This window comes from Variovorax davisae, assembly GCF_030316845.1.
Taxonomy (GTDB): domain Bacteria; phylum Pseudomonadota; class Gammaproteobacteria; order Burkholderiales; family Burkholderiaceae_C; genus Variovorax; species Variovorax davisae.
In genome coordinates this window covers 254,763-279,445 of sequence record NZ_JASZYS010000005.1, presented here as the reverse complement: position 1 = coordinate 279,445, position 24,683 = coordinate 254,763, and the positions used below count along the sequence as shown (strand labels likewise).

General features: G+C 70.4%; 24 protein-coding genes. 17 read left to right on the top strand and 7 right to left on the bottom strand.

The features are described 5' to 3' along the window. Entirely contained in the window at positions 1-1,224 is a 1,224-nt protein-coding gene (locus tag QTI33_RS14150; protein ID WP_286506664.1) for a DUF445 domain-containing protein, read from the top strand. Between the two features lie 12 nt (positions 1,225-1,236). Here the strand turns inward: QTI33_RS14150 and QTI33_RS14145 are convergent, their stop codons facing one another. Then, on the bottom strand, positions 1,237-2,010 hold the full coding sequence (locus QTI33_RS14145) for a type III pantothenate kinase (RefSeq protein ID WP_286506663.1): 774 nt from the start codon (positions 2,008-2,010) through the stop codon (positions 1,237-1,239). Between the two features lie 122 nt (positions 2,011-2,132). Between QTI33_RS14145 and lysM the strand changes: the two genes are divergently transcribed. Continuing rightward, positions 2,133-2,594 carry a peptidoglycan-binding protein LysM gene (gene lysM, locus QTI33_RS14140; protein WP_286506662.1) on the top strand — a complete coding sequence of 154 codons (462 nt, stop codon included), beginning with the start codon at positions 2,133-2,135 and terminating at the stop codon, positions 2,592-2,594. A gap of 36 nt (positions 2,595-2,630) precedes the next feature. Here lysM and QTI33_RS14135 read toward each other — a convergent pair whose 3' ends face one another. Then, positions 2,631-3,083, bottom strand: a complete 453-nt coding sequence (locus QTI33_RS14135; protein WP_286506661.1) for a rhodanese-like domain-containing protein — start codon at positions 3,081-3,083, stop codon at positions 2,631-2,633. A gap of 78 nt (positions 3,084-3,161) precedes the next feature. Between QTI33_RS14135 and QTI33_RS14130 the strand changes: the two genes are divergently transcribed. From QTI33_RS14130 to QTI33_RS14110, 5 genes are all read left to right on the top strand, one after another. Beyond that, positions 3,162-3,587, top strand: coding sequence for a ribbon-helix-helix domain-containing protein (locus QTI33_RS14130; RefSeq protein ID WP_286506660.1), 426 nt, complete (start codon positions 3,162-3,164; stop codon positions 3,585-3,587). A 37-nt stretch (positions 3,588-3,624) separates the two neighbouring features. Beyond that, positions 3,625-4,758: an extracellular catalytic domain type 1 short-chain-length polyhydroxyalkanoate depolymerase gene (locus QTI33_RS14125; protein WP_286506658.1), complete on the top strand. Its 1,134-nt coding sequence runs from the start codon at positions 3,625-3,627 to the stop codon at positions 4,756-4,758. A 150-nt stretch (positions 4,759-4,908) separates the two neighbouring features. After that, positions 4,909-6,828, top strand: a complete 1,920-nt coding sequence (locus QTI33_RS14120; RefSeq protein WP_286506657.1) for a DUF6600 domain-containing protein — start codon at positions 4,909-4,911, stop codon at positions 6,826-6,828. Between the two features lie 53 nt (positions 6,829-6,881). After that, positions 6,882-8,237, top strand: a complete 1,356-nt coding sequence (gene gorA, locus QTI33_RS14115; RefSeq protein WP_286506654.1) for a glutathione-disulfide reductase — start codon at positions 6,882-6,884, stop codon at positions 8,235-8,237. 14 nt (positions 8,238-8,251) lie between these two features. Then, positions 8,252-9,769 carry an AMP nucleosidase gene (locus tag QTI33_RS14110; RefSeq protein ID WP_286506652.1) on the top strand — a complete coding sequence of 506 codons (1,518 nt, stop codon included), beginning with the start codon at positions 8,252-8,254 and terminating at the stop codon, positions 9,767-9,769. A gap of 12 nt (positions 9,770-9,781) precedes the next feature. Here QTI33_RS14110 and QTI33_RS14105 read toward each other — a convergent pair whose 3' ends face one another. Beyond that, positions 9,782-10,507 carry an ArsR/SmtB family transcription factor gene (locus tag QTI33_RS14105; RefSeq protein WP_444814844.1) on the bottom strand — a complete coding sequence of 242 codons (726 nt, stop codon included), beginning with the start codon at positions 10,505-10,507 and terminating at the stop codon, positions 9,782-9,784. A 21-nt stretch (positions 10,508-10,528) separates the two neighbouring features. Here QTI33_RS14105 and QTI33_RS14100 point away from each other — a divergent pair, with 21 nt between their 5' ends. Next, the gene (locus tag QTI33_RS14100) at positions 10,529-11,680 is read left to right on the top strand and encodes a cytochrome P450 (RefSeq protein ID WP_286506650.1); all 1,152 of its coding nucleotides are present in this window, start codon (positions 10,529-10,531) and stop codon (positions 11,678-11,680) included. 3 nt (positions 11,681-11,683) lie between these two features. Here the strand turns inward: QTI33_RS14100 and QTI33_RS14095 are convergent, their stop codons facing one another. Further along, complete coding sequence (locus QTI33_RS14095) at positions 11,684-12,643, bottom strand: pyridoxamine 5'-phosphate oxidase family protein (RefSeq protein ID WP_286506647.1); 960 nt, start codon at positions 12,641-12,643, stop codon at positions 11,684-11,686. Beyond that, on the bottom strand, positions 12,640-13,284 hold the full coding sequence (locus QTI33_RS14090; protein ID WP_286506644.1) for a glutathione S-transferase family protein: 645 nt from the start codon (positions 13,282-13,284) through the stop codon (positions 12,640-12,642). Before QTI33_RS14090 ends, QTI33_RS14095 begins: the two co-directional genes overlap by 4 nt. A gap of 110 nt (positions 13,285-13,394) precedes the next feature. Between QTI33_RS14090 and QTI33_RS14085 the strand changes: the two genes are divergently transcribed. The 5 genes from QTI33_RS14085 to QTI33_RS14065 all read left to right on the top strand — a co-directional run bounded on the left by QTI33_RS14085 (position 13,395) and on the right by QTI33_RS14065 (position 19,050). Next, positions 13,395-14,285 (top strand): LysR family transcriptional regulator, encoded by an 891-nt coding sequence (locus QTI33_RS14085; RefSeq protein ID WP_286506642.1) that lies wholly within the window; start codon positions 13,395-13,397, stop codon positions 14,283-14,285. Positions 14,286-14,320: 35 nt separating this feature from the next. Next, positions 14,321-15,247, top strand: a complete 927-nt coding sequence (locus QTI33_RS14080; protein WP_286506641.1) for an ATP-binding cassette domain-containing protein — start codon at positions 14,321-14,323, stop codon at positions 15,245-15,247. Then, positions 15,248-16,078, top strand: a complete 831-nt coding sequence (locus QTI33_RS14075; protein WP_286506640.1) for an ABC transporter permease — start codon at positions 15,248-15,250, stop codon at positions 16,076-16,078. A gap of 72 nt (positions 16,079-16,150) precedes the next feature. Then, complete coding sequence (locus tag QTI33_RS14070; protein WP_286506638.1) at positions 16,151-17,788, top strand: NHL repeat-containing protein; 1,638 nt, start codon at positions 16,151-16,153, stop codon at positions 17,786-17,788. 101 nt (positions 17,789-17,889) lie between these two features. After that, positions 17,890-19,050: an acyl-CoA dehydrogenase family protein gene (locus QTI33_RS14065; RefSeq protein ID WP_286506636.1), complete on the top strand. Its 1,161-nt coding sequence runs from the start codon at positions 17,890-17,892 to the stop codon at positions 19,048-19,050. Between the two features lie 18 nt (positions 19,051-19,068). Here the strand turns inward: QTI33_RS14065 and QTI33_RS14060 are convergent, their stop codons facing one another. Next, complete coding sequence (locus QTI33_RS14060; RefSeq protein ID WP_286506635.1) at positions 19,069-20,334, bottom strand: DEAD/DEAH box helicase; 1,266 nt, start codon at positions 20,332-20,334, stop codon at positions 19,069-19,071. 74 nt (positions 20,335-20,408) lie between these two features. Between QTI33_RS14060 and QTI33_RS14055 the strand changes: the two genes are divergently transcribed. The 4 genes from QTI33_RS14055 (at position 20,409) to QTI33_RS14040 (ending at position 23,427) form a co-directional block, all read left to right on the top strand. Continuing rightward, entirely contained in the window at positions 20,409-20,630 is a 222-nt protein-coding gene (locus QTI33_RS14055) for a DUF3820 family protein (RefSeq protein WP_286506634.1), read from the top strand. 221 nt (positions 20,631-20,851) lie between these two features. Then, the gene (gene rbp, locus QTI33_RS14050; protein WP_286506633.1) at positions 20,852-21,259 is read left to right on the top strand and encodes an RNA-binding regulator; all 408 of its coding nucleotides are present in this window, start codon (positions 20,852-20,854) and stop codon (positions 21,257-21,259) included. Positions 21,260-21,412: 153 nt separating this feature from the next. Further along, entirely contained in the window at positions 21,413-21,901 is a 489-nt protein-coding gene (locus tag QTI33_RS14045) for a tripartite tricarboxylate transporter TctB family protein (RefSeq protein ID WP_286506630.1), read from the top strand. A 14-nt stretch (positions 21,902-21,915) separates the two neighbouring features. Continuing rightward, positions 21,916-23,427, top strand: coding sequence for a tripartite tricarboxylate transporter permease (locus QTI33_RS14040; protein ID WP_286506628.1), 1,512 nt, complete (start codon positions 21,916-21,918; stop codon positions 23,425-23,427). Positions 23,428-23,490: 63 nt separating this feature from the next. On the opposite strand, the gene QTI33_RS14035 is transcribed toward QTI33_RS14040, so the two are convergent. Beyond that, complete coding sequence (locus QTI33_RS14035; protein WP_286506626.1) at positions 23,491-24,663, bottom strand: ABC transporter substrate-binding protein; 1,173 nt, start codon at positions 24,661-24,663, stop codon at positions 23,491-23,493. Positions 24,664-24,683: the final 20 nt, after the last annotated feature.

The following is a 24,683-nucleotide window of genomic DNA, read 5'->3' as shown; positions in this document are numbered from 1 at the left end:
ATGAAACGCATCGCGCTGGCCCTGCTGGGCGCTGCCGCGCTGCTCTATGCGCTGGCGACCGCGCTGGAGGCCCGCCATCCGGCCTGGGGCTACGTGGCGGCCTTTGCCGAGGCGGCGATGGTCGGCGCCATCGCCGACTGGTTCGCGGTGGTGGCGCTGTTCCGCCATCCGCTCGGCCTGCCGATCCCGCACACCGCGATCATCCCGGCCAACAAGGACCGCATCGGGGCCCGGCTCGCCGGCTTCATCTGCAACAACTTCCTGAGCACGCCGCAGGTGCTGGCCAAGCTGGCCCAGCTCGACCCGGCCGCCCGCCTGGCGGACTGGCTCTCGCGGCCCGAGAGCGCCGACAAGCTCGGCGGCCACCTGGTGGCGGCCGTGCGCTACGCCCTGACGGCCTTCGACGACGCCCGGGTGCGCGACTTCCTCGGCCGGATGGCGGCGGCCGGGCTCGCGCAGGTGGACCTGGCCCGGCTGGCCGGCCAGGCGCTCGATGCGCTGACCGCGGGCGGACGCCACCACGCGCTGCTCGACGACGTCCTGCGCCAGGTCACGGCCGTGGTCGAGGGCGAGGAGATGCAGGAGCGCATCACCGAGGCGATCGCGCGCGAGATCAAGACCCTGCGCTATGTCGGGCTGGACCAGATGGCGGCCCGGCTGGCGACGCGCAAGATCGTGGCCGCGGCGGTCCATACCCTGGGCGAGATGGCGGCCGAGCCGGCGCATCCGCTGCGGCTGCGCTTCGACGCCTACATGACCGGCTTCGTCGAGCGGCTCAAGACCGACCCCGAATTCCAGCGCCGCGGCGAGGCCCTCCGGGCCGACCTGCAGGCCCATCCGGCGCTCGGCGACTACCTGCACGGCCTGTGGAGCGAGCTGCTCGCCTGGCTGCACGACGACCTCGCGAAGACCGACTCGAGCATCCGGCAGCGGCTGGTCGCGATGGCCGGCACGCTCGGTGCGCGGCTCTCGGCCGACGAGGCGATGCGGCGCTGGATCAACGAACAGATCGTGGATGCGGCCCCGCGGGCGATCGAGCGCTACCGCGAGGACATCCGGCGCTACATCGTGGAGCGCGTGGCCGAGTGGAACGCCGACGAGATGACCGTGGAACTGGAGCGCAACATCGGCCGCGACCTGCAGTTCATCCGGGTCAACGGCACGCTGGTCGGCGGGCTGGTGGGGCTCTTGATCCACACCGCGACGCAGCTCTGGAAGGGCTGAGCGGCGCGCCGTTCAGCCGGCCAGCATGCGCTCCTGCGCGATCACCAGCAGCCCGTCCATGATGAGGCTGTCGACCAGCTCGAAATCGCCGTTCATGCTCGGCGCCATCTTCCAGCCCGCGCCGCCGGTCATGAAGCAGGCCGGCTCGGCGCCGCAATGGGCCCGCACGTGCTGCACCATGCGCTCGACCGCGCCCGCGATCGCGTAGGTGCCGCCGCTGGTCAGGGCGTCGCTGGTGTTGGTCGGGAACTCGCGCACCTCGCCGGTCGGCACGTGCAGCCCGGCGGTGCCGGACTCGAGCGCGCGCAGCATGATGCCGTGGCCGGGCAGGATCAGGCCGCCGAGGAACTTGCCGTGCACGTCCACCGCCTCGACCGTGACCGCGGTGCCGATCATCACGACCACCATCGGCCGCGGCGCGCCCTGCGCCATCATGCGGTGGCGCGCGCCGATCATGGCCACCCAGCGGTCGGCACCGAGCCGGGTCGGGTGGTCGTAGCCATTGACGATCCCGGCCTCGGCCTGGCTCGACACCACCCAGCGCGGCGAGCACTCGAAGCGCTCCACCAACTGCTCCTCGGCCCGGCGCCGCACCGCGTCACCCGCGACCACGCAGCCGAGCATCGACTCGGGCGGCGGCAGGTCGGCCCACGGGCCCTCGGCCAGCCGCTCGATGTGGTCGAGGAACTCGGCCCCGTGCGCGATCGGCACGGCGCCGGGCCGCGCCGCATCGTAGAGGGACCACTTGAGGCGGGTGTTGCCGATGTCGATCGCGAGGAATGCCATGCGCGGCATTATTGCGACTTGTGCTTACGGCCGCTTGCACATGCGACCGCCGCCTACGCGAAAGCACCATCTTCCGCCGTTAAAGTGGTCCGTCCGATCCACCAAGGCAGAAGGAGAAAACCATGGGTTTGCTGAGTTTCATCAAGGAGGCTGGGGAGAAGCTGTTCGGCGGTTCGTCCGCGCACGCGGCCGAGCCGGACAAGGATGCGGCCGCCGCGGCCGCCATCAAGACCTACATCGAGACCCAGAACCTGGGCCTGACCGGGCTCGCGGTCACCTACGTCGCGAGCAGCGGGGTCGTCACGCTGTCCGGCAACGCGCCTTCGCAGGAAGCCAGCGAGAAGGCCTCGCTCGCCGCCGGCAACGTGGCCAACGTGACGCAGGTCGACAACAACCTCGTCGCGCCCGCGGCCGACCCGGCGCAGTACCACGACGTGGTTCGCGGCGACACGCTGTCGGCGATCTCCAAGAAGTACTACGGCGATGCCAACAAGTACAACGCGATCTTCGAGGCCAACAAGCCGATGCTGAGCCATCCGGACAAGATCTATCCGGGCCAGAAACTGCGCATCCCGAAGCTCTGAGTCCGCCCGGGCCGCGCCGGCCTGAGCGGCGCGACCTCAGTTCTGTTTCCAGGGCAGGCCGCGGAAGCGCCAGCCGCCCTGGCGGCCGCGATGGCCTTCCTCGTCGGGATTGCCTTCGAAGCCTTCGAGGATGTTGTAAGCCTCGATGCCGAGTTCGGTGGCGCGCCTGGCGGCCGCCACCGAGCGCACGCCGCTGCGGCACAGCAGCACCGCCTTCCGGCCGGCCGGCACGGCCGCCCTCAGGCCGTCGTCGAAGCCGGGGTTGGGCGCCATGCCCGGCCACTGCTTCCACGCCAGTCCCACCCCGCCCGGCACGTAGCCGACCCATTCGCGTTCAGCGTCGCTGCGCACGTCGACCAGCACGGCGTCGCCGCGGGCGACCCATTGCGCAGCCAGTTCGGGCGTCACGTCGCCCGCGTAGCCGGCGGCCGGCCGGATCTCGTCGCGGCCGGCGGCGGCGGTGGAGGAAGAGTGGTCGGAATCAGTCATGCCCTGATTCTTCACCAAGTTGCGGGCAGGGATTTACCATCCCAACACCATCCACACGGATGGTGGTAGGATGGCGACATGCAAATCCACACCCCTCTTCCGCCCCCGCGGCCCAAATTGCCCGAAGCCGAGAAGATCACCATCAACCTCGGCTACGTCGACCTCGGCCAGATCGACCTGCTGGTGGCGGAGGGCTTCTATTCGAATCGCACCGACTTCATCCGCACCGCGATCCGCAACCAACTGACGGCCCACGGCGAGGCGCTGAAGCAGGTGGTGGCCCGCAAGATGCTGGTGCTCGGGCTGCAGCAGTTCAGCGCCGCCGACCTCGAGGCGGTGCGCCGGGCCGGCGAGAAGCTGGAGATCCGGGTGCTCGGCCTGGCCACCATCTCGGCCGACGTCACGCCCGAACTGGCGCTCGAAACCATCGGGTCCGTCACGGTGCTCGGCGCCCTGCATGCGAGCGCCGCGGTCAAGGCCGCGCTGGCCGATCGGCTGCGTTGAGGCCCTCCCCTTCATTTTTCTCTCTCCAAGGCTCCCCATGAATCCCCTGTTCGAACGACTGATGCGCAAGGCCACCCAACTGACCCAGGTCGGCCAGCTGCAGGAGGCGACGCGGGCGATCCAGCGCGCCCTGGGCGGCGGCGCCGACGCAGCCACCCGCGCCACCGACCGGGCGACCGCCACCCCGGCGGCGAACGACGAGGCCCGGGTCCTCGATGTCGAGGCGCGCTTCGTCGAGCCCGCACCCGCGCCTGAAACGCCGCCGGCGGCGCCGCCACCGGCGCGCGAAACCGGCGTGGAGCAGTGGAGCGACGGCGTGTTCGCCCACCAGCACCGCCCCATTGCCTACAAGCTCTTCGTCCCCGGCACGCAGGCCGCGGGCCCTCGCCCGCTGGTCGTGATGCTGCATGGGTGCACCCAGAACCCCGACGACTTCGCGGCCGGCACGCAGATGAACCAGCTGGCGCGAGAGCACGGCTTCCTGGTCCTCTACCCGGCCCAGACCCAGCATGCCAACGCCTCCAAGTGCTGGAACTGGTTCAAGTCGCAGCACCAGCGGCGCGGGCGCGGCGAGCCGGCCCTGCTGGCCGCGCTGACCCAGTCGGTGATCGACGCCCACGACATCGACCCCGAGCGCGTCTACGTGGCCGGCCTGTCGGCCGGCGGTGCGATGGCCGACATCCTGGGGCGCAGCTACCCGGACCTCTTCGCGGCGGTCGGCGTGCACTCGGGGCTGCCGAGCGGTGCGGCCAGCGACCTGATGTCGGCCATGGCCGCGATGAAGAACGGGCCCGCCGCGGCCGCCTCGGGCGCGACGGACGGCCCGGGCGTGCCCACCATCGTCTTCCATGGCGATGCCGACGGCACCGTCCACGCCCGCAACGGCGAGGCGGTGGTCCGGGCCGCGCTGGCCGCCCAGGACGGCGCCGCCACGCGGGTGCAGGCGTCGGACGGCCGGTCGCCGCAGGGCCGCGCCTTCACCCGCCGCGTGCATGTGGACGCGCGCGGCCGGGCGGCGGTCGAGCAGTGGCTTCTGCACGGCGCCGGCCACGCCTGGTCGGGGGGCAGCGCGCGCGGCTCCTACACCGACCCTTCGGGGCCGGATGCGAGCGCGGAGATGCTGCGCTTCTTCCTGAGCCACCGGAAGGTGGCGGCCGCCGCCACGCCCTGAGAAGGCGCGGTCGACCTGCAGCCGGGCGCAAGCTCGGCTTACACGCGGTTGCCTGCAAGGGCCAAATATTTCCTTGCTTTGCAAAGCGGATGCCGTCGCGCATCCGCTGTAGCGCGTTGAGTGCAAAGAGACGAAAGAAAGCCCTCGATGATGCACCTTGACCCCCTCCTTTCCGGCCGCGCGGCCCGCTGGCTGCTCGCCCTGGCGTTGCTGCTCGCCGGGCTCCCGGCGCTGGCCCAGCCAGACCCGCCCGGCCGGGTCGGCCGCCTGAACGATCAGCAGGGCACGGTGAGCTTCTCGCCGGCCGGCGCCGACGACTGGTTCGAGCTGGGCCCGAATCGCCCGATCACCACCGGCGACCGCCTCTGGACCGACCGCAATGCGCGGGCCGAGCTGTCGCTGGGCGCCACGGCGCTGCGCCTCGACGAGCAGACCGCCATCACCCTGTCCGAGCTCGACGACGACACCGCCCGCATCACCGCCGCCCAGGGGCGGCTGCAACTGCGCGTGCGCGAGGACCTGGCGGGCCAGCGCATCGAGGTCGACACCGCGAACCTCGCCATGGTGATCGACGGCCCCGGCGACTACCGCATCGAGACCGACCCGGCGGCCGGCACGACCCGGGTCACCGTGGCGGCCGGCCAGGTGACGCTGTTCGGCGAAGGGGGCGAGTCGGTCGCCGTCGGCGCACGGCAGCAGCTCACCATCTCGGGTCGCAACCTCGAGGCCGCGAGCGGCGCCGCGGTGCGCACCGGCACGGGCTTCGATCGCTGGGTGGCCGAGCGGGATCGCATCGAGGACCAGTCGATCTCGGCGCGCTACGTCTCGCGCGACGTGGTCGGCTACCAGCAGCTGGACGCCTACGGCGACTGGCAGAACGACCCGGGCTACGGCAGCGTCTGGTATCCGCGCAATGTCGACGCCGACTGGGCGCCCTACCGCGACGGCCAATGGGTCGAGGTGGCGCCCTGGGGCTGGACCTGGATCGATGCCGCGCCCTGGGGCTTCGCGCCCGCCCATTACGGACGCTGGGCCCGCATCGGTCCGCGCTGGGGCTGGGTGCCCGGGCCGCGGCAGGCGCGCCCGGTCTACGCGCCGGCGCTGGTCGGCTTCGTCGGCGGTGCCGCCAGCGCCAACCTCGCGATCGGCAACGGCCGCCACGGCGTCGGCTGGTTCCCGCTGGCGCCCGGCGAACCCTGGCGGCCGGGCTACCGCGCCAGCCAGCGCTATGTCGACGAGGCCAACCGGGCCGCCTTCCAGCGGCAGCTGGCGGCGCGCAACGGCGGCTTCGCCAACCAGCAGCTGCCCGGCGCCGTCACGGTGGTCCCCACCGACGCCTTCGGTCGCGGCCCGACCGGCCGGCGCGACATGGTCCGGCTGCCGCCCAGCCAGCTGACGGGCGTGCCCGCCGGCATGGGCGCGCCGGTGCCGCCCGGCGACCGGGGCCATGGCGGCTTCGGCCGCCCCGGCACACCGCCGCCGCCCCAGGCCGCGCTGCAACTGCGGCAATTCCAGCAGCTGCAGCAGGCCCAGCAGATGCAGCAGACGCCGCAGTTCCAGCAGGCTCCGCAGCTGCAACAGCAACAGCAACTGCAGCAGCGCGCGGTGCAGGCGCAGCAGATGCAGCAGGCCCAGCAGCAACAGCAGGCACAGCGGCTGCAACAAGCCCAGCAACTGCAACAGCAGCAGGCGCTGCAGATGCAGCAGGCGCAGCGCCAGCAGATCGAGACCCAGCAACGCGCCGTCCAGGCGCAGGCACAGGCTCAGCAGCAGGCCATGCACCTGCAGCAGGAGGCCCAGCAGCGCGCGGCCCAGGCGCAGGCCCAGCAGATGCAGGCGATGCAGCAGATGCAGGCCCAGCGCGCGCAGCAACAGATGCAGGCGCAACAGCAGATGCAGATGCTGCAAGCCCAGCAGGCGCAGCAGGCGAACGCGATGCGCCAGGCGCAGGAAGTGCAGCAACGCGCCCAGCAGATGCAGCAGCAGCCCCGGGGACCTGGCGAGTCGCGCGGCCCGCAGCGCAGCGGCCTGCCGGTGCCGGGCCAGCCGCCGCAGCCGGACCGCCCGTAGGCCGCGCAGCAGGAACGCCCCGCGCCGGCTACAGTCGGCGCGAAGGAGTTTCCATGCGCACCTACGACTTCGACCTGTTCGTCATCGGCGGCGGCAGCGGCGGCGTGCGCGCCGCCCGCATGGCCGCCCAGCGCGGCGCCCGCGTGGCGGTGGCCGAATGCGCGGAACTGGGCGGCACCTGCGTCAACGTCGGCTGCATTCCCAAGAAGCTCTACAGCTACGCCGCCGGTTACGCCGAGGCCTTCGAGGAGGCCGCTGGCTTCGGCTGGGACCTGGGCGAACGCCGATTCGACTGGAAGCGCCTGAAAAGCAACCGGGCGCGCGAGATCCAGCGCCTCAACGAGGTCTACCGCAGCCTGCTGGAAGGCGCCGGCGCGACCCTGGTCCACGGCTGGGCGCAGCTGGCGGATGCGCATACGGTCCAGGTCGGCGAGCGCCGCTTCACCACCCAGCACGTGCTGCTTGCGACTGGCGGCATGCCCTTCGTGCCCGAGCTGCCCGGCCGCGAACACGTCGTCGTCTCCGATGCGATGTTCGACCTCGACCCCTTCCCGAAGCGGCTGCTGGTGGTGGGCGGCGGCTACATCGCCTGCGAGTTCGCATCGATCTTCAACGGCCTCGGCGCCGAGGTGGTCCAATTGCAGCGCAGTGCGCACCTGCTGAGCGATTTCGACGAAGACATCCGCGAATTCCTGGCCAAGGAGATGCGGCGCACCGGCGTCGACATCCGCTTCAACACCGAGATCGCCTCGATCCGCCGCCTCGACAGCGGCCTCTGCGCGATCCTGTCGCGCGGCCAGCGGGTCGAGGCCGACACGATCCTGTTCGCCACCGGCCGGGTGCCGAACACCCAGGGCATGGGCCTGGAGGCGGCCGGCATCGCGCTCGATGCCCAGGGCCGGGTCGAGGTCGATGCGCGCTACCGCAGCTCGGTGCCCTCGGTCTACGCGGTGGGCGATGTGTCGACCCGGCAGCAGCTCACGCCGGTGGCGCTGGCCGAGGCGATGGTGGTGGTCGATGCGCTGTTCGGCAGCGGCAAGCGCCAGCTCGACTACGACTACACGCCGACCGCCGTCTTCACCCACCCGAACATCGGCAGCTGCGGCTACACGGAGGCCGCCGCGCGCGCGAAGTTCGGCGCGGTCACGCTGTATTCGAGCGAATTCCGCGCGTTGCGCCACACGCTGTCGGGCAGCGCCGAGCGCACCTTCATGAAGCTGATCGTCGACAAGGCCAGCGACCGCGTGGTCGGCCTGCACATGGTCGGCCCCGACGCCGGCGAGATCGTGCAGGGCTTCGCGGTCGCCATGCGCGCGGGCGCCACCAAGGCGATGTTCGACAGCACCATCGGCGTCCATCCGACGGTGGCCGAGGAGTTCGTGACGATGCGCGAACCGATGCCGGGCTGAGCCACAATGGCTTCATGCCCTACATGCCCGCCTTCATCGCGCCCGCCCGCTTCACCGATCCCGATGCCGCCCTCGAGCAAGTCCGCCTGATCTACAACGGCGGCCTGCAGCACCTGCGCAACGCGATGCTGCGCTTCGTGGCCGGCGAGAGCCTGCCGGGCCGGGTGCGGGCCTGCTACCCCTTCGTGCGGGTCCACACCCACACCGTCTCGCGCCGCACGCCGGCGGCCAATGCCGGGCTGAGCTACGGCTTCGTCTCCGGGCCCGGCCGCTTCGAGACCACGCTGACCCGGCCCGACCTGTTCTCGCGCTACTACCGCGACCAGTTCCGCCTGCTGCTCGAGAACCACCAGGTCGAACTGGAGATCGGCACCAGCACGCAGCCGATCCCGATCCATTTCTCCTTCGCCGAGAACGACCACATCGAGGGCACCATGAGCGCCGAGCGCCGGGCGCTGATGCGCGACGTGTTCGACCTCCCCGACCTCGGCGCGATGGACGACGGCATCGCCAACGGCACCTACGAGGCCAAGGCCGGCGAGGCGCAGCCGCTGTCGCTCTTCACGGCGGCGCGGGTCGACTACTCGCTGCACCGGCTGCGCCACTACAGCGGCACGGCGCCCGAGTGGTTCCAGAACTTCGTGCTGTTCACCAACTACCAGTTCTACATCGACGAGTTCGTGCGCCTCGGCCACGAGGCCATGACCGACGAGCACAGCGAGTACATCGCCTTCATCGAGCCCGGCAACGTGGTCACGCGGCGACGCGGGCTGGCGGCGGGTTCGAGCACGCTGTACGGCGAGCTGCTCGACGGCTCGCAGGGCACGCCGCCGCCGCGCCTGCCGCAGATGCCCGGCTACCACCTGGTGCGCGAGGACTGCACCGGCATCAGCATGGTGAACATCGGCGTCGGGCCGGCCAACGCCAAGACCATCACCGACCACGTGGCGGTGCTGCGGCCGCACGCCTGGGTCATGCTCGGCCACTGCGCCGGCCTGCGCCAGGGGCAGCAGCTGGGCGACTACGTGCTCGCGCACGCCTATGTGCGCGAGGACCACGTGCTCGACGAGGAGCTGCCGCTGTGGGTGCCGATCCCGGCGCTGTCCGAGATCCAGCTGGCGCTGGAGAAGGCGGTGGCCGAGGTCACCGGCACCCAGGGCACCGAGCTCAAGAAGATCATGCGCACCGGCACCGTGGCCAGCACCGACAACCGCAACTGGGAGCTGCTGCCGGGCAACCAGCCGCAGCGGCGCTTCAGCCAGAGCCGGGCGGTCGCGCTCGACATGGAAAGCGCCACCATCGCGGCCAACGGCTTCCGCTTCCGGGTGCCCTACGGCACCTTGCTGTGCGTGAGCGACAAGCCGCTGCATGGCGAGATCAAGCTGCCGGGCATGGCCAACCAGTTCTACCGCGAACGGGTCGAGCAGCACCTGCGCATCGGCATGGCGGCGATCGACATCCTGCGCCAGGAAGGCTCCAGCCGGCTGCACAGCCGCAAGCTGCGCAGCTTCGCCGAAGTGGCGTTCCAGTAGGCCGACAGACGCTCAGGCCAGCCCGAACAGCTCCGGCATCTCGCGCGCGGCCTTGGGCGTCAGGGCCAGCGCCCGGCCGTCGAGGTCCTGCCGCACCCAGCCGCGGCGCAGCGACAGCTGCAGGCAGGCCGCCCCCAGCGCACCGCCCAGGTGGGGCCGGCGCTCGCTCCAGTCGAGGCAGGCACAGGCGAAGCGGCGCCGGGCGGCGCGCGCCTGCGCCACGTCCAGGCCCAGGCTCTCGAGGGCCAGGGCGCCCGCCGGCGTGAGCACGTAGTCGCCGCCCTCGGACGTCGCCCGCAGCCAGTCCTGGGCATGCAGGCTGTCGTGCAGCGCCACCCCGGCGCTGCCGGCCATGTGGTCGTAGCAGGTGCGCGCGGCGCGCAGCCGGCTGGGCGTGGTCGGGCGGAACTCGCCGCGCGGCGCGCCGGCCACCACCAGCAGGCCCTCGAGCGCGGCCGCCACCTCGGGCCCCGCGAGCCGGAAATAGCGGTGCTTGCCCTGCGCCACCGCATGGACCAGCCGCTGCTCCTTGAGGCGCGCCAGGTGCGCGCTGGCGGTGGACGCCGCGACCTCGGCGACGGCGGCGAGGTCGGTCGCGGTGCGGGCATGGCCGTCCATGAGACAGCACAGCATGCGCGAGCGCGCGGGCTCGGCGATCGCGCTCGCCAGGCGCGAGAGATGGGAATCGGCGGTGGAGGCGGCATCCATATTTCGATCGTAGACGAAGCGTGTCGGCATGAAAAGTCCAGACTGCGGGGCATGAATTGCATTGCACCGCCCACCGACGCGATCGCCGCCGTGACCCACGGCAACCCCTACCCCTGGTACGCCGGCCTGCGCAGCGGGCCGGCGCTGCTCTTCGACCCGAGGCTGAAGCTCTGGATCGCCAGCCGCGCCGAAGTGCTGCACGAGATCTTCGCCAACGAGGCGCTGCGCGTGCGGCCAGCGGCCGAGGCGGTGCCGCGCGCCATCGCGGGCACGCCGGCCGGCGAGCTGTTCGGCCTGCTGGTGCGCATGAACGACGGCCCGCTGCACACGGCCCACAAGCCGCTGCTGCAGCGCGCGCTCGCGGGGGTCGACCTCGCGGCGGCGCACGCGGCCACGCTGCGCGTCGCCGCCGCCATGCCCGCCATGACGCTGGCCGACCGAGCCTTCGCGCTGCCGGTCAGTGCGGTGGCGCAGCTGCTCGGTTTCGCCGACGGCGAACTGCCGCAGCTCGCGCAATGGACCCGCGACTTCGTCGCCTGCCTCTCGCCCCTGTCGAGCAACGGCCAGCTGGCGTCGGCCAGCGTCGCCGCCGCCCGGCTCATGGACCGCTTCGAAGGGCTGGTCGCAGCCCGGCCGGCCCGCGCCGGCAGCCTGCTCGCGAGCGTGCAGGCCGACGCGCCGTCGCCCCTGTCGCGGGCGCTGCGCGCCAACCTGGTGGGCCTGCTGTCGCAGACCTGCGAAGCCACGGCCGGCCTGCTGGGCAACGGCCTGGCCGCGCTGGCGCGGGAACCGGGCCTGCGCCGGAAGATCGGCGACCGGCTGGACCTGATGCCCCTGCTGGTGGCGGAAGTCGCTCGCCACGACCCCGCGGTCCACAACACGCGGCGCTTCGTCGCGGCGCCGACCACGGTGGCGGGCCAGGCGCTGGCGCCGGGCGATGCCGTGCTGCTGGTGCTGGCGGCCGCCAACCGCGACCCGGCCCTCAACCCCGCCCCCGCGACCTTCGAGATGATGCGGACCGACCGGCGCTCGCTGGGCTTCGGCCACGGCCGCCATGCCTGCCCAGGGCAGGCGCTGGCCTGCACCGTGGCGGCCGCCGGCCTGCAGGCGCTGCTGGCCGAGGGGCTCGGCACCGATGCGCTGCTGCGGCGCGGCTGGCACTACCGGCCGTCGGTCAATGCGCGCATCCCGGTCTTCCACTGAGCTTCAGGCGACTTCGGGCCAATGCCCGGTGGGGGCGAGAAAGGGCGACGGCGCGGCCCGGCCCCAGCGCAGCGGCAGCGCGGCCGGCCGGTGCAGCACCGACACCACCTGCATCCGCAGCAGGCGTTCGGCGCCCGCGAAGGCGGCCAGCTCGGGCCCGTCCCAGTCCACCTGCGCCGTCACCGCGAGTTGCAGCAGATCGCCGCGCTCGAAGTCGATGAACAGCAGCCCGGCACGCGGATTCACGGCGATGTTGCCCAGCGTGTTGAAGAACGCGTTGCCGACGAAGTCGGGCGCGGTCAGCATGCCTTCGCCGCTCACCCGCACGAAGCCCGGCCGGCCGCCCCGGTGCGAGACGTCCACCCCCTGCGCCGCGCCGCCCCGCCCGGCCGCCGGGTGCGAGGTGGCGATGAAGAAGGTGTCGGCCTGGCCGATCAGGCGCCGCGCCGCGGCGTCGAGGCGATCGGTCCACTGCGGCGCCGCCGCCAGCGGCGCACTGGCCACGAAGACCGGCTCGCGGGCCTGGATGTACTTGGGGCAGTTGCCGAAGCTCTGCTGCACGTCGACCGAGAAGCCGGCGCCGTCGACGCTCGCCACCAAACCGTTCATGCGATTGCGCCGGCGCGTGTGCGGCTCGATGCCGAGCAGGCCGATCGGTGCATCGGGCGCCAGGGCCTGCGCCAGCGGATCGCCGTCCGCGGGCAGGGTGTCGATGCGCAAGCGCCGCGGATCGGGCGAATGCGCGAAGCCCGGCGGCGCCGCCAGCACGCTGGCCCACGGTTGCGAGGCCGCATCCAGGCTGCCGACGACCAGGAACGGCAACTGGGCGAAGAAGTCCCGATGCTGGTCGGGCATGTGGTCGCGCAGCACGCGCGTGCCGAAGGCTTCCATCCGCTCGCGCACGCCGGCGAGCGACTGCATGGCGCGTTCGCCCTCGTGCCAGGGGGTCGGGATCGCGTTCATGCAGCCAGCCCGATGCGCGAAGCCACCATCGGCACGAAGCCCGGCAGCGCCTCGATCCGCGCCAGCCATGCGCGCACCTGGGGATAGGGCTCGAGCGACACGTTGCCTTCCGGCGCGTGCGCCACGTAGCTGTAGTTGGCGACATCGGCCAGGGTCGCCGACGCCCCAGCCAGGAAGGGGCGCGTCGCCAGTTCGCCGTCCATCACGCGCAGCAGGTCGTGCGAGCGCGCGATGGCATCGGCCGGGTCGCGGTCGAGGCCGAACAGCACGATCACGCGGGCCACCGACGGCCCGGTCGCCAATTGCCCCGCCGCCACCGACAACCAGCGCTGGACCTGGGCCGCGGCCAGGCCCTCGCGGGGGAGCCAGCGCGCCGGAACGGCCGCATAGCGCTCGTTGAGGTACACCAGGATGGCGTTGGAATCGCAGACCGTGACATCGCCATCCTCGATCACCGGGACCTGGCCGAAGGCGTTGCGGCGCAGGAAGTCGGGGCGCTTCTGTTCGCCGGCCCGCAGATCGACCTCGCAGGTCTCGAAGGGCAGGCCGAGCAGCGACAGGAACAGTCGAACGCGGTGCGAGTGGCCGGAGATCGCCGAACTGAAGACCTTGATCGGCGCGGCGGGGCGGGGTGCTGTCATGGGACTTTCTCCTGGGTTTCGAAGGAATGCATCGATTGTTGGTTGTTGCCCATGGCGGAGTAATGGCCCGCTCTGCATATGACTGCTGCGTTTTCCGGTCTAATCGCGCGATGGATCGCTTGAAAGCCATGCAGACCTTCGTGCAGATCGCCGAGCAGGGCAGCCTGACCAAGGCCGCCGATGCGCAGGGCAGTTCCCTGCCCGCGGTGGTGCGCTCGCTCGCCGCGCTCGAAGCGCATCTGGGCGTGCGGCTGTTCCACCGCACCACGCGCCGCATCTCGCTCACCTCCGAAGGCCGCACCTACCTGCAGAGCGCACGCGAGGTGCTGGCCACAGCGGATGCGGCCGACCGCGCGCTCACGCTCGACGCGACCGAGCCCACCGGACAACTCACCGTGACCGCGCCGGTCCTCTTCGGCCACATGTACGTATCGCCCGCGATCGTTCGCTTCCTGCAGCGCTACGACAAGATGCGCTGCACCGTCCTGCTGCACGACCGGCCGGTGAACCTGCTGGAAGAAGGCGTCGACGTCGGCATCCGGATCAGCGCACTCGACGACTCCTCGCTGGTGGCGCAGCAACTGGGCAGCATCCGCCGCGTGGTGGTCGCGAGCCCCGACTATCTGCGCCGGCATGGCAGGCCCCGGCACCCGCGCGAACTGCTGGCGGCGAACTGCGTGCGCATCTATCCCACCACCATCGGCCCCTGGCGGTTCCGCGACGAAGGTCGCGCGATCGCCGTCCCGACGCAGGGCAACCTGGAGTTCAACCACATCGCGCCCGCCGTCGAGGCCTGCGCTGCGGGCATGGGCTTCGGCAACTTCTTCTCCTACCAGGTGCTGCCGATGGTGGCGCAGAAGCGACTCGAGATCGTGCTCGAGGACTTCGAGCCGCCACCGCGGCCCGTTAGCGTGATCTACCCGCATGCGCGCCTGCTGCCGGCGCGCACGCGCGCCTTCATCGACTGGATGAAGCAGGAGTTCAGCGGCCTGCGGCTCTGACCAGGGCTGCGCCGCGCTTGCGCCACAATGCGCCGGTGCCGAATCCCCTCTTCCACGCCAGCCACCTGCGCAAGCGCTACGGCGACACCACGGTGGTCGACGACCTGTCTTTCGAGATCGCGCCCGGCGAATGCCTCGGCGTCATCGGCCCCAACGGCGCCGGCAAGACCACCACCATCCGCATGTGCCTCGGGCTCACGGCGCCCGACGCCGGCCGCATCGAGGCGCTCGGCGGCCTGTCGATGCCGCACGATGCGCGCGCCATCAAGGCCCAGCTCGGCGTGGTCAGCCAGTTCGACACGCTCGACCCCGACTTCAGCTGCGCCGAGAACCTGATGGTCTACGCGCGCTACTTCGGCATGCGCCGCCGCGACATCGCGCCGCGCATCCCGCAGCTGCTCGAGTTCGCGGCGCTCTCGCACAAGGCCGACGCCAAGCCGGGCGAGCTCTCGGGCGGCATGCGGCGGCGGCTCTCGCTGGCGCGCGCGCTGGTCAACGACCCGAAGCTGCTGATGCTCGACGAGCCCACCACCGGGCTCGACCCGCAGGCGCGGCACCTGATGTGGGAGCGGCTGCAGGTGCTGCTGCAGCAGGGCAAGTCGATCCTTCTCACGACCCACTTCATGGACGAGGCCGAGCGGCTGTGCTCGCGGCTGCTGGTGCTCGACCATGGCCGCAAGATCGCCGAGGGGCGGCCGCGCGACCTGATCGCCGAGCACCTCGAACCCGACGTGGTCGAGCTGTACGGCGACGGCGCGCTCGAACTCGCGCAGTCGCCGCTGAAGGACTTCGCGGCCCGGGTCGAGGTCAGTGGCGAGACCGCGTTCTTCTACACCCAGGATGCGCGCGGGCTGATGGCGGCGCTCGGCGACCGCAGCGGGCTGCGCACCTTTCACCGGCCGGCCAACCTCGAGGACCTGTTCCTCAAGCTCACCGGCCGCCAGATCCGCGAGGATGGCTAGATGAACGCGAACGCAATGACCACTCCCGTGCAGGCGGCGCCTTCGGTCTGGCGCCCGCCCGAGCCCTCGATGCGCTGGTGGCCGGTGTTCCTGCGCAACCTGCTGGTGTGGCGCAAGCTGGCGATCCCGAGCCTGATCGGCAACATCGCCGAGCCGCTGATCTGGCTGGTGGCCTTCGGCTACGGCATGGGCGCGCTGGTCGGCGAGGTGCAGGTCGGCGGCACCACCGTGCCGTACATCCTGTTCCTGGCCAGCGGCTCGGTCTGCATGAGCGCGATGAACGCGGCGTCGTTCGAGGCGCTCTACTCGGCCTTCTCGCGCATGCACGTGCAGAAGACCTGGGACGGCATCATGAACGCGCCGGTCGGGCTCGACGACGTGGTGCTGGCCGAGATGCTGTGGGCCGGCTTCAAGGCGATCTTCACCACCACCGCGATCATGCTGGTGATGCTGGCGCTGGGCATCAGCCACAGCCCGAAGCTGGTGGTCGCGTGGTTCGTGCTGGTCGGCGTCGGCATCACCTTCTCGTGCATCGCGCTGATCTTCAACGCGCTGGCCAAGGGCTACGACTTCTTCACCTACTACTTCACGCTGTTCATGACGCCGATGATGTTCCTGTCGGGCGTCTTCTTTCCGCTCGAGCAGCTGCCGGGCGTGGTGCGCACGGTCGCCGCCTGGCTGCCGCTGTCCAATGCGGTGGCGCTGGTGCGGCCGCTCTTCATGGACCAGTGGCCGGCCGACTGGTGGCAGCACGCGCTGGTGCTGGTGGCCTATACGGTGGCGGCCTACTGGGTCGCCCTGGGATTGACCCGAAAGCGCTTCAAGGCCTGACCGCGGCTTGTCTCATGCGTGACTGCAAAGCAGGCCTGCGCTGTTAGGGTCCGGTCACAACGAGGAGACGACATGAACCGCATCCTGAGCGGCGCCCTGCTGGCGTCCACACTCGCCTTCGGCGCCTGCACCACCGTCGCGCCACCGACCCGCCCGGCCGCCTGGGCGCCCCCCGAAGCGATCGTCGCGCCCTCGTCCTTCGCCGGCGTGCACGGCCTGGCGGTCGACGGCAAGGGCCGGCTGCTGGCCGGCTCGGTGGTCGGCAACACCCTGTGGGAGGTCGACCGCCAGAGCGGCGCCGCCCGCGTGCTGGTCAAGGGCCCCGAGGGCCAGGCCGACGACATCGCCGTCGGCCCCAAGGGCGAGCTGGCCTGGACCAACTACCTCGTGGGCGCGCTGCGCATGCGCGACAGCGACACGGCGCCGATGCGCGTGGTCGCCAAGGACCTGCCGGGCCTCAACTCGCTCGACTTCGACCGCCGCAACGGCAAGCTCTATGCATCGCAGGTGTTCCTCGGCGACGCCCTGTGGGAGATCGATCCCGCCGGCCAGAAGCCGCCGCGCCTGATCAAGAAAGACATGGGCGGCTTCAACGGCTTCGAGGTCGGCCCCGACGGCATGCTCTACGGCCCGCTGTGGTTCAAGGGCCAGGTGGTGAAGATCGATCCGGCCAACGGCAGCCTGACCGTGATCGCCGACGGCTTCCAGATCCCGGCGGCCGCCAACCTCGATGGCAAGGGCAACCTGTGGGTGGTCGATGCGCGCAGCGGCGAACTGGTGCGGGTCGAGCTCGCGAGCGGCCGCAAGACGGTCGCCAGGCAGCTCAAGCCTTCGCTCGACAACCTGGCGATCGCGCCCGAGGGGACCATCTACGTCTCGAACATGGCCGACAACTCGGTCGAGGCCTTCAACCCCGCGACCGGCGAACTGCGGCTGCTCACCGGCGGCAAGCTGGCAGTGCCGGCGGGCCTCAAGATCGACGGCAACGACCTCTGGGTGGCCGACATCTTCGGCTTCCGCCAGGTCGATGCCAGCACCGGGGCGGTGCGCGACATCTTCCGCATGCAGCGCGACCCCGCGCTGGAATACCCGTTCGCGGTCGGCCTTTCGGCCACGCACTTCGCGCTCACCTCCTGGTTCACGAGCACGGTGCAGCTGGTCGACCGCAAGACGCTCAAGACCACCGGCATGCTGCACGGGCTGAAGGCGCCGGTCGATGCGATCCCGATGGCCGACGGCAGCGTGGTCTATGCCGAGCTCGCGACCGGCAGCGTGACCCGCGCCAGCGGCCCGAAGTTCGAGGATCGGCAGGTGCTGGCCAGCGGCCTCGGCGGCCCGGTGCAGATGATCCTCGGGCGCGACGGCGCGCTCTACGTGACCGAGGCCGCGGGCAAGCTGACCCGCATCCCGCTCGACGCCAGCGCGCCGCTGCGCCCGGTGGCCGAAGGGCTGGCGATGCCCGAAGGCGTGGCGCAGACGCCGTGGGGCAGCTTCATCGTGGCCGAGACCGCGGCCCGGCGCTTGGTCGAGATCGACCCGGTCGGCGGCACCCGCCGCACCGTGGCCGACAACCTGCCGATCGGCCTCGAGCCCGGCCCCGGCATGCCGCCGCCCTACGTGCCCACCGGCGTCGCGGTCGGCAGCGACGGCACGATCTACATGACGGCCGACCGCAACAACGCGCTGTACCGGATCCGGCCGCAGCGCTGACACCGGCGTGGGCGGCCCTCCTAGCCACTTGCCGCAAGCGCGCGCGGCCGGCGCGCCCTAGAGTGGCCGACACTGACCGCCGCCACGACCGGAGACCGGACTTGAACTACACGCACGAACACCTCGAGATCCAGAAGACGATGCGCCGCTTCATCGACGAGCGGATCAATCCGCACGTCGACGCCTGGGAGGCCGACGAGGCCTTTCCGGCGCACGAGGTGTTCGCCGGCCTGGGCGCCCTCGGCCTGCTCGGGCTCAACAAGCCCGAGGCCTACGGCGGTGCCGGCCTCGACTATTCCTACGCCATGGCGCTGGCCGAGGCGCTCGGCCACGTGCGCTGCGGCGGCGTGCCGATGGCCATTGGCGTGCAGACCGACATGTGCACCCCGGCGCTGGCGCGCTTCGGCAGCGACGAACTGCGCAGCGAATTCCTGGCGCCGGCCATCGCCGGCCAGACCGTCGGCTGCATCGGCGTCAGCGAGCCGGGCGCCGGCAGCGACGTCGCCGGCCTCAAGAGCCACGCCCGCAAGGACGGCGGCGACTACCTCATCAGCGGCCAGAAGATGTGGATCACCAACAGCCTGCAGGCCGACTGGATGTGCATGCTGGTCAACACCAGCGACGGCCCGGTGCACCGCAACAAGTCGCTCGTCTTGGTGCCCATGGACAGCCCCGGCATCGAGAAGGCGCAGAAGATCCGCAAGATCGGCATGCATTCGAGCGACACCGGCCTGATCTACTTCGACGAGGTGCGGGTGCCGCAGCGCTACCGCATCGGCGAGGAGGGCCAGGGCTTCGTCTACCAGATGCAGCAGTTCCAGGAAGAGCGCCTGTGGTGCGCGGCGAGTTCGCTGGTGCCGCTCGACGACTGCATCGCCGAAACCATCGAATGGGCGCAGCAGCGCAAGTTGTTCGGCGGCACCTTGGCCGACCAGCAGTGGGTGCAGTTCAAGCTGGCCGAGCTCAAGACCGAGGTCGAGGCCCTGCGCGCCCTCACCTACCGCGCCTGCGACCTCTACGTGCAGGGCCAGGACGTGACCGAGCTGGCCTCGATGGCCAAGCTCAAGACCGGCCGGCTCACCCGCGAGGTGGCCGACACCTGCCTGCAGTTCTGGGGCGGCATGGGCTTCACCTGGGACAACCGGGTCTCGCGCCTGTACCGCGACGGCCGGCTGGCCTCGATCGCCGGCGGCGCCGACGAGGTGATGCTGGGGATCCTCGCGAAGACGATGGGGATCGCCAAGCGGCCGCCGCGCGAGTGAAGGCGGCGCCTGGGACGCCTACCGTTCGCGCGCCAGCGTGCCGGCCGGCGCCTGCAGCGCGCGCAGCTTGTCCTTCTTGCTCGGCCGCTTGCCCTTGATGCCGCCGGTGCCCGGCTCGCCCGCCGGCGCGGGCGGCGGCGCCTCGGCCGGCTCGAAGCCGGCCACCCGCTCGCGCGGCACGTTGAGGCCCTGGCGCTTCTCGATCAGCCGGAAATGCGCCTCGCTGGCCGCGCTCACGAAGCTCACCGCGACGCCGCTGGCGCCCGCCCGGCCGGTGCGGCCGATGCGATGCACGTAGTCGACCGCCGAGCGCGGCAGGTCGTAGTTGACGACCACCGGCAGCTGCGCGACATCGATGCCGCGGGCCGCCAGGTCGGTGGCGACCACCACCTGCACCCGGGAGGCCTTGAAGTCGGCCAGCACCTGCGTGCGCTTGCCCTGACTCAGCAGGCCATGGAAAGGCTCGGCCTCGACCCCGGCGCGGCGCAGCTTGTCGGCCACCATCTCGGCGCCGTGCTTGGTGGCGACGAAGACCAGCACCCGGGTCCAGCCGCTGCCCTTGACCAGCTGGCGCAGCAGCTGGGTGCGGCGGCCGGCATCGACTTCGATCGCCCGCTGCTGGATGGCGGCGGGCTCGCCGACCGGTTCGTCCTGCGCTTCGACCCGCACCGGATTGCTCAGCAGGCGCTCGGCCAGCGACTCGATCGCCGGCGGGAAGGTGGCGGAGAACAACAGGTTCTGGCGCCGCTCGGGCAGCAGCGCCAGGATGCGCCCCAGTTCCTCGGCAAAGCCGAGGTCGAACAGCCGGTCGGCCTCGTCGAGCACCAGGGTCGACACCGACGACAGCCGCAGCGCGCGGCGCTCGAGCAGGTCGAGCAGGCGCCCGGGCGTGGCGACCATGACGTCGGCGCCGCCGCGCAGCGCCATCATCTGCGGGTTGACCGAGACGCCGCCGAAGGCCACCGCGATGCGCATCGGCACCGGCAGGTGCTGCGCCAGGCTGCGCATGGATTCGCCCACCTGCGCCGCCAGCTCGCGCGTCGGCACCAGGACCAGCGCCTGCAGCCGGCGCGGCTGCTGGCGCCCCGCGCCCGCGAGCCGCTGCAGCAGGGGCAGCGAGAATGCGGCCGTCTTGCCCGAACCGGTCCGGGCGGCGCCCAGCAGGTCACGGCCCTGGAGGATCGCCGGAATGGCCGCCACCTGGATGGCCGTGGGCGCGAGGTAGCCCTTGTCGGCGGCGGCCCGCACCAGGGAAGGATCGAGTCCCAGCGAATGGAATGGCATGAGCGGAGGGCCCCGCGAAGGGCCGTTGAACGAACGGGCGGCAACTGCCGCCGAGATCGAGGAGCATAGCCACCATGAACCCGGAAGACCTGGAAAAGCTCGTGCGCCTCGAAATGCCCTTCGGCAAGTACAAGGGCCGCCTGATCGCCGACCTGCCCGGCAACTACCTCACCTGGTTCGCCCGCGAAGGCTTCCCGCCCGGCGAGATCGGCCGCCTGCTGGGCCTGATGCACGAGATCGACCACAACGGCCTGAAAGCGCTGCTGAACCCCCTCCGACGCCGGCCTCCGGGTTGAATTCGTCTCTTTTTTTGCGTTGCAGCATCAAATAGCCTGAAATTTCAAGAAGAAATTTACCCAAAAGTTCCTTTGTGCCTGACAATGCCGAAGCGTTTCAGGCAATTCCATGCCGGATTCGTGAACCGGTGATCGGTCAGTTTCGCGCCACAGCGCCATTTGTTTGTTGTGATTCTGGGACTCCATCGCTTTGTTTTTTTGGTTTGATTAGGAGTCCCTCCATGGGCAAGAAACTTTACGTGGGCAACCTCGCCTACTCCATCCGCGACAACGACCTCGAACAGGCTTTCAGCCAGTACGGCTCGGTCGCCAGCGCCAAGGTCATGATGGAACGCGACAGCGGTCGCTCCAAGGGCTTCGGCTTCGTCGAAATGGGCACCGACGCGGAAGCGCTGGCTGCCATCGAAGGCCTGAACGGCCAAGCACTCGACGGCCGCAGCCTGACCGTCAATGAAGCCCGTCCGATGGAGCCCCGTTCGCCCGGCGGCTTCGGCGGCGGTGGTGGCCGCAGCGGTGGCGGCGGCTACGGCGGCGGCGGCGGTGGTGGCGGCTACGGCGGCGGCGGCGGTGGCCGCAGCGGCGGTGGCGGCGGCTACGGCGGCGGCGGCGGTGGCCGCGGCGGCTACTAAGCACCCCTCGGCTTTCAGCTGAACAAAGGCTCCTTCGGGAGCCTTTTTCGTTGCTGCGCCGGCCCGGCTACGTGGAAGTCCGTACCGCCCCGGTCAGTCAGCCGTCAGGCTTCGGCGACGACCCTCGAAGGCACATCAAAGAGGGTCGAGACAATGCGCATCAAGAGTCAGGCGGACTTCTATTCAGGGGTCATGTTCACGGCGACGGGGGCGGCGTTCGCCGTCGGCGCCACCAGCTACAACATCGGCGACGGAGCCCGCATGGGGCCCGGCTACTTCCCGCTGATGCTGGGCATCCTGCTGGCGCTGCTGGGCGCCGCCGTGATGTTCCAGTCGATGGTGGTCGAGACCATCGACGGCGACCCGATCGGCAAATGGGCCTGGAAGCCGCTCTTCTTCGTGATCGCCGCCAACCTCGCCTTCGGGGTCCTGCTGGGCGGCCTGCCGAGCATCGGCGTGCCGGCCATGGGCATGATCATCGCGATCTACGCGCTCACCATCATCTCCAGCCTCGCGGGCGAGCACTTCAAGCTGCGCGACGTGCTGATTCTCTCGACCATCCTGGCGGCAGGCAGCTACGTGGCGTTCATCTGGGCGCTCAAGTTGCAGATCCAGGTCTGGCCCACCTTCATTTCGGGCTGAGGAGACCTGTCGCCATGGAACTGTTCCACAACCTCGCGATCGGCTTCGGCGTCGCCTTCACCTTCACCAACCTGCTGTACTGCCTGGTGGGCTGCATCCTGGGCACGCTGATCGGCGTGCTGCCGGGCATCGGCCCGGTCGCCACCATCGCGATGCTGCTTCCGGCCACCTACGCGCTGCCCCCGGTGTCGGCCCTGATCATGCTGGCCGGCATCTACTACGGCGCCCAGTACGGCGGCTCCACCACCGCCATCCTGGTCAACCTGCCGGGCGAATCGTCCTCGGTCGTGACCTGCATCGACGGCTACCAGATGGCCAGGCAGGGCCGGGCGGGTCCCGCGCTGGCGGCCGCCGGCCTGGGCTCCTTCTTCGCCGGCTGCGTCGGCACGCTGATCCTGGCCGCCTTCGCGCCGCCGCTGACCGAACTGGCCTTCAAGTTCGGCCCGGCCGAATACTTCTCGCTGATGGTGCTGGGCCTGATCGGCGCCGTGGTGCTGGCCTCGGGCTCGCTGCTCAAGGCGGTCGCGATGATCGTGCTGGGGCTCTTGCTCGGCATCGTCGGCACCGACGTGAATTCGGGCGTGGCGCGCTTCAGCTTCGACGTCCCCGAACTGACCGACGGCATCGGCTTCGTCGTCATCGCCATGGGCGTGTTCGGCTACGGCGAGATCATCGGCAACCTGTCGCAGCCCGACGAGGAGCGCGAGGTGTTCACCTCCGAGGTCAAGGGCCTGTTCCCGACCAAGGACGACTTCAAGCGCATGGCGCCGGCCGTGCTGCGCGGCACGGCCCTGGGCTCCGCGCTGGGCATCCTGCCCGGCGGCGGCGCGCTGCTGGCTTCGTTCGCGGCCTACGCGCTCGAGAAGAAGATCCGCATGCGGCCGGGCGAAGTGCCGTTCGGCAAGGGCAACATCCGCGGCGTGGCATCGCCCGAGTCGGCCAACAACGCCGGTGCCCAGACCTCCTTCATCCCGCTGCTCACGCTGGGCATCCCGCCCAACGCCGTGATGGCGCTGATGGTCGGCGCGATGACGATCCACAACATCCAGCCGGGTCCGCAGGTCATGACCAGCAACCCCGAGCTGTTCTGGGGCCTGATCGCCTCGATGTGGATCGGCAACGCGATGCTGATCATCCTGAACCTGCCGCTGATCGGCATGTGGATCAAGCTGCTGACGGTGCCCTACAAGTTCCTGTTCCCGGCGATCGTGCTGTTCTGCGCCATCGGCGTCTACTCGACCAACAACAACACCTTCGACATCTGGATGGTGGCGGCCTTCGGCTTCATCGGTTATCTCTTCATCAAGCTGCGGACCGAGCCGGCGCCGCTGCTGCTGGGCTTCATCCTGGGGCCGATGATGGAAGAGAACCTGCGCCGCGCGCTGCTGCTGTCGCGCGGCAGCTGGGCCGTGTTCGTGACCCGGCCGCTGTCGGCCGGCCTGCTGGTCGCCGCCTGCCTGCTGCTCGGGATCGTGCTGCTGCCGTCGATCAAGGCGAAACGAGAAGAAGCCTTCGTCGAGGAATGAGCGGCTCTCAGCCGGAATGAAAAAACCGCCCTCGGGCGGTTTTTTGTTGGGCGGAAGAATCGCTCAAGGCGCGAGGTAGTCGGACACCACCTTCCACTTGCCATCCACGATCTGCGACAGCCGCGACTGGTCGTTGCCGAGCCGCTTGGTGGCGCTGAAGGTCATCTTCGGGCTGCCGAAGATGTCGGGCTCGAAGGTGCTGCCGTCCATCGCCTTGATGAAGCTGTCGGTGGTCAGGCTCGGCCCGGCCTTGTTCGCAGCCTGGATGAAGTCCTGGATGATCGAATAGCCGTAGACCGAGAACACGGTCGGGTCCTCGTTGAACTTGGTCTTGTACTTGTTGGCCCAGAAGCGCAGCGGCTGCGACTGCTCGTCGGTGTAGGGGTTCTGAACCGTCATGGTGGCGTAGACGCCGTCCATCGGCTTGCCGCCGAGCTTGTGGATCAGGTCGGTATAGGCCGCGCTGGAGCCGAGGAAGGTCGGGTTGAAGCCGGTCTTGCGGGCCTCGCCCACGGTGCCGATGGTCTCGCGGATGATCGTGCCCAGCACCACCAGGTCGCAGTTGGCGGCCTTCATCTTCGCCACCTGCGACGAGAAGTCGGTCGCTCCGCGCTTGAACGAAGTCTTTTCGGTGAGCTCCAGCCCGGCCGCCTTGAGGCCGGCCTCGGCGCCGCGCTGCACCTCGAGGCCGAACTCGTCGTCCTGGTAGATGGTGCAGACCTTCTTGGCGCCCTTGTCCTTGACCAGCTTCGGCAGCGCGATCCGGATCTGGTCGTAGTAGGTCGCGGCGAACGAGTACTTGAGCCGGTTGAGCGGCTCGTACATCTCGCGCGCGGCCGTGATCGGGAAGAAGTTGACGATGTTCTTCTCGAACTGCACCGGCATCGCCGCCATGTTCTGCGCCGTGCCGATGTGGCCCGCCATGATGAAGATCTTTTCCTGGTTGACCAGCTTCTGCGCCGCCAGCACCGCCTTCTTGGGGTCGTAGCCCGAATCCTCCACGAACAGCTTGAGCTTGCGGCCGTGCACGCTGCCCTGCTCGTTGAGCTCGTCGACCGCCAGCTGCATGCCGTTGCGCGACTGCTTGCCGAAGCCGGCCAGCGGGCCCGAGAGATCCTGGATGGTGCCGATGCGGATCTCGTCCTTGCTCACGCCCTGCTGCTGCGCGGCGGCCAGGCCGGAGCCCAGCGCGAGACCGGCCGCAGCGGCCAGGGGGATCAATGTCTGGGTCTTCATACGGAGTCTCCTCTAGGTTG

Bases quoted from the DNA above. Each gene is read 5' to 3' on its own strand.
- QTI33_RS14150 (WP_286506664.1), top strand. From the start codon at position 1: ATGAAACGCATCGCGCTGGCCCTGCTGGGCGCTGCCGCGCTGCTCTAT.
- QTI33_RS14145 (WP_286506663.1), bottom strand. From the start codon at position 2,010: ATGGCATTCCTCGCGATCGACATCGGCAACACCCGCCTCAAGTGGTCC.
- lysM (WP_286506662.1), top strand. From the start codon at position 2,133: ATGGGTTTGCTGAGTTTCATCAAGGAGGCTGGGGAGAAGCTGTTCGGC.
- QTI33_RS14135 (WP_286506661.1), bottom strand. From the start codon at position 3,083: ATGACTGATTCCGACCACTCTTCCTCCACCGCCGCCGCCGGCCGCGAC.
- QTI33_RS14130 (WP_286506660.1), top strand. From the start codon at position 3,162: ATGCAAATCCACACCCCTCTTCCGCCCCCGCGGCCCAAATTGCCCGAA.
- QTI33_RS14125 (WP_286506658.1), top strand. From the start codon at position 3,625: ATGAATCCCCTGTTCGAACGACTGATGCGCAAGGCCACCCAACTGACC.
- QTI33_RS14120 (WP_286506657.1), top strand. From the start codon at position 4,909: ATGCACCTTGACCCCCTCCTTTCCGGCCGCGCGGCCCGCTGGCTGCTC.
- gorA (WP_286506654.1), top strand. From the start codon at position 6,882: ATGCGCACCTACGACTTCGACCTGTTCGTCATCGGCGGCGGCAGCGGC.
- QTI33_RS14110 (WP_286506652.1), top strand. From the start codon at position 8,252: ATGCCCTACATGCCCGCCTTCATCGCGCCCGCCCGCTTCACCGATCCC.
- QTI33_RS14105 (WP_444814844.1), bottom strand. From the start codon at position 10,507: ATGCCGACACGCTTCGTCTACGATCGAAATATGGATGCCGCCTCCACC.
- QTI33_RS14100 (WP_286506650.1), top strand. From the start codon at position 10,529: ATGAATTGCATTGCACCGCCCACCGACGCGATCGCCGCCGTGACCCAC.
- QTI33_RS14095 (WP_286506647.1), bottom strand. From the start codon at position 12,643: ATGAACGCGATCCCGACCCCCTGGCACGAGGGCGAACGCGCCATGCAG.
- QTI33_RS14090 (WP_286506644.1), bottom strand. From the start codon at position 13,284: ATGACAGCACCCCGCCCCGCCGCGCCGATCAAGGTCTTCAGTTCGGCG.
- QTI33_RS14085 (WP_286506642.1), top strand. From the start codon at position 13,395: ATGGATCGCTTGAAAGCCATGCAGACCTTCGTGCAGATCGCCGAGCAG.
- QTI33_RS14075 (WP_286506640.1), top strand. From the start codon at position 15,248: ATGAACGCGAACGCAATGACCACTCCCGTGCAGGCGGCGCCTTCGGTC.
- QTI33_RS14070 (WP_286506638.1), top strand. From the start codon at position 16,151: ATGAACCGCATCCTGAGCGGCGCCCTGCTGGCGTCCACACTCGCCTTC.
- QTI33_RS14060 (WP_286506635.1), bottom strand. From the start codon at position 20,334: ATGCCATTCCATTCGCTGGGACTCGATCCTTCCCTGGTGCGGGCCGCC.
- QTI33_RS14055 (WP_286506634.1), top strand. From the start codon at position 20,409: ATGAACCCGGAAGACCTGGAAAAGCTCGTGCGCCTCGAAATGCCCTTC.
- rbp (WP_286506633.1), top strand. From the start codon at position 20,852: ATGGGCAAGAAACTTTACGTGGGCAACCTCGCCTACTCCATCCGCGAC.
- QTI33_RS14045 (WP_286506630.1), top strand. From the start codon at position 21,413: ATGCGCATCAAGAGTCAGGCGGACTTCTATTCAGGGGTCATGTTCACG.
- QTI33_RS14040 (WP_286506628.1), top strand. From the start codon at position 21,916: ATGGAACTGTTCCACAACCTCGCGATCGGCTTCGGCGTCGCCTTCACC.
- QTI33_RS14035 (WP_286506626.1), bottom strand. From the start codon at position 24,663: ATGAAGACCCAGACATTGATCCCCCTGGCCGCTGCGGCCGGTCTCGCG.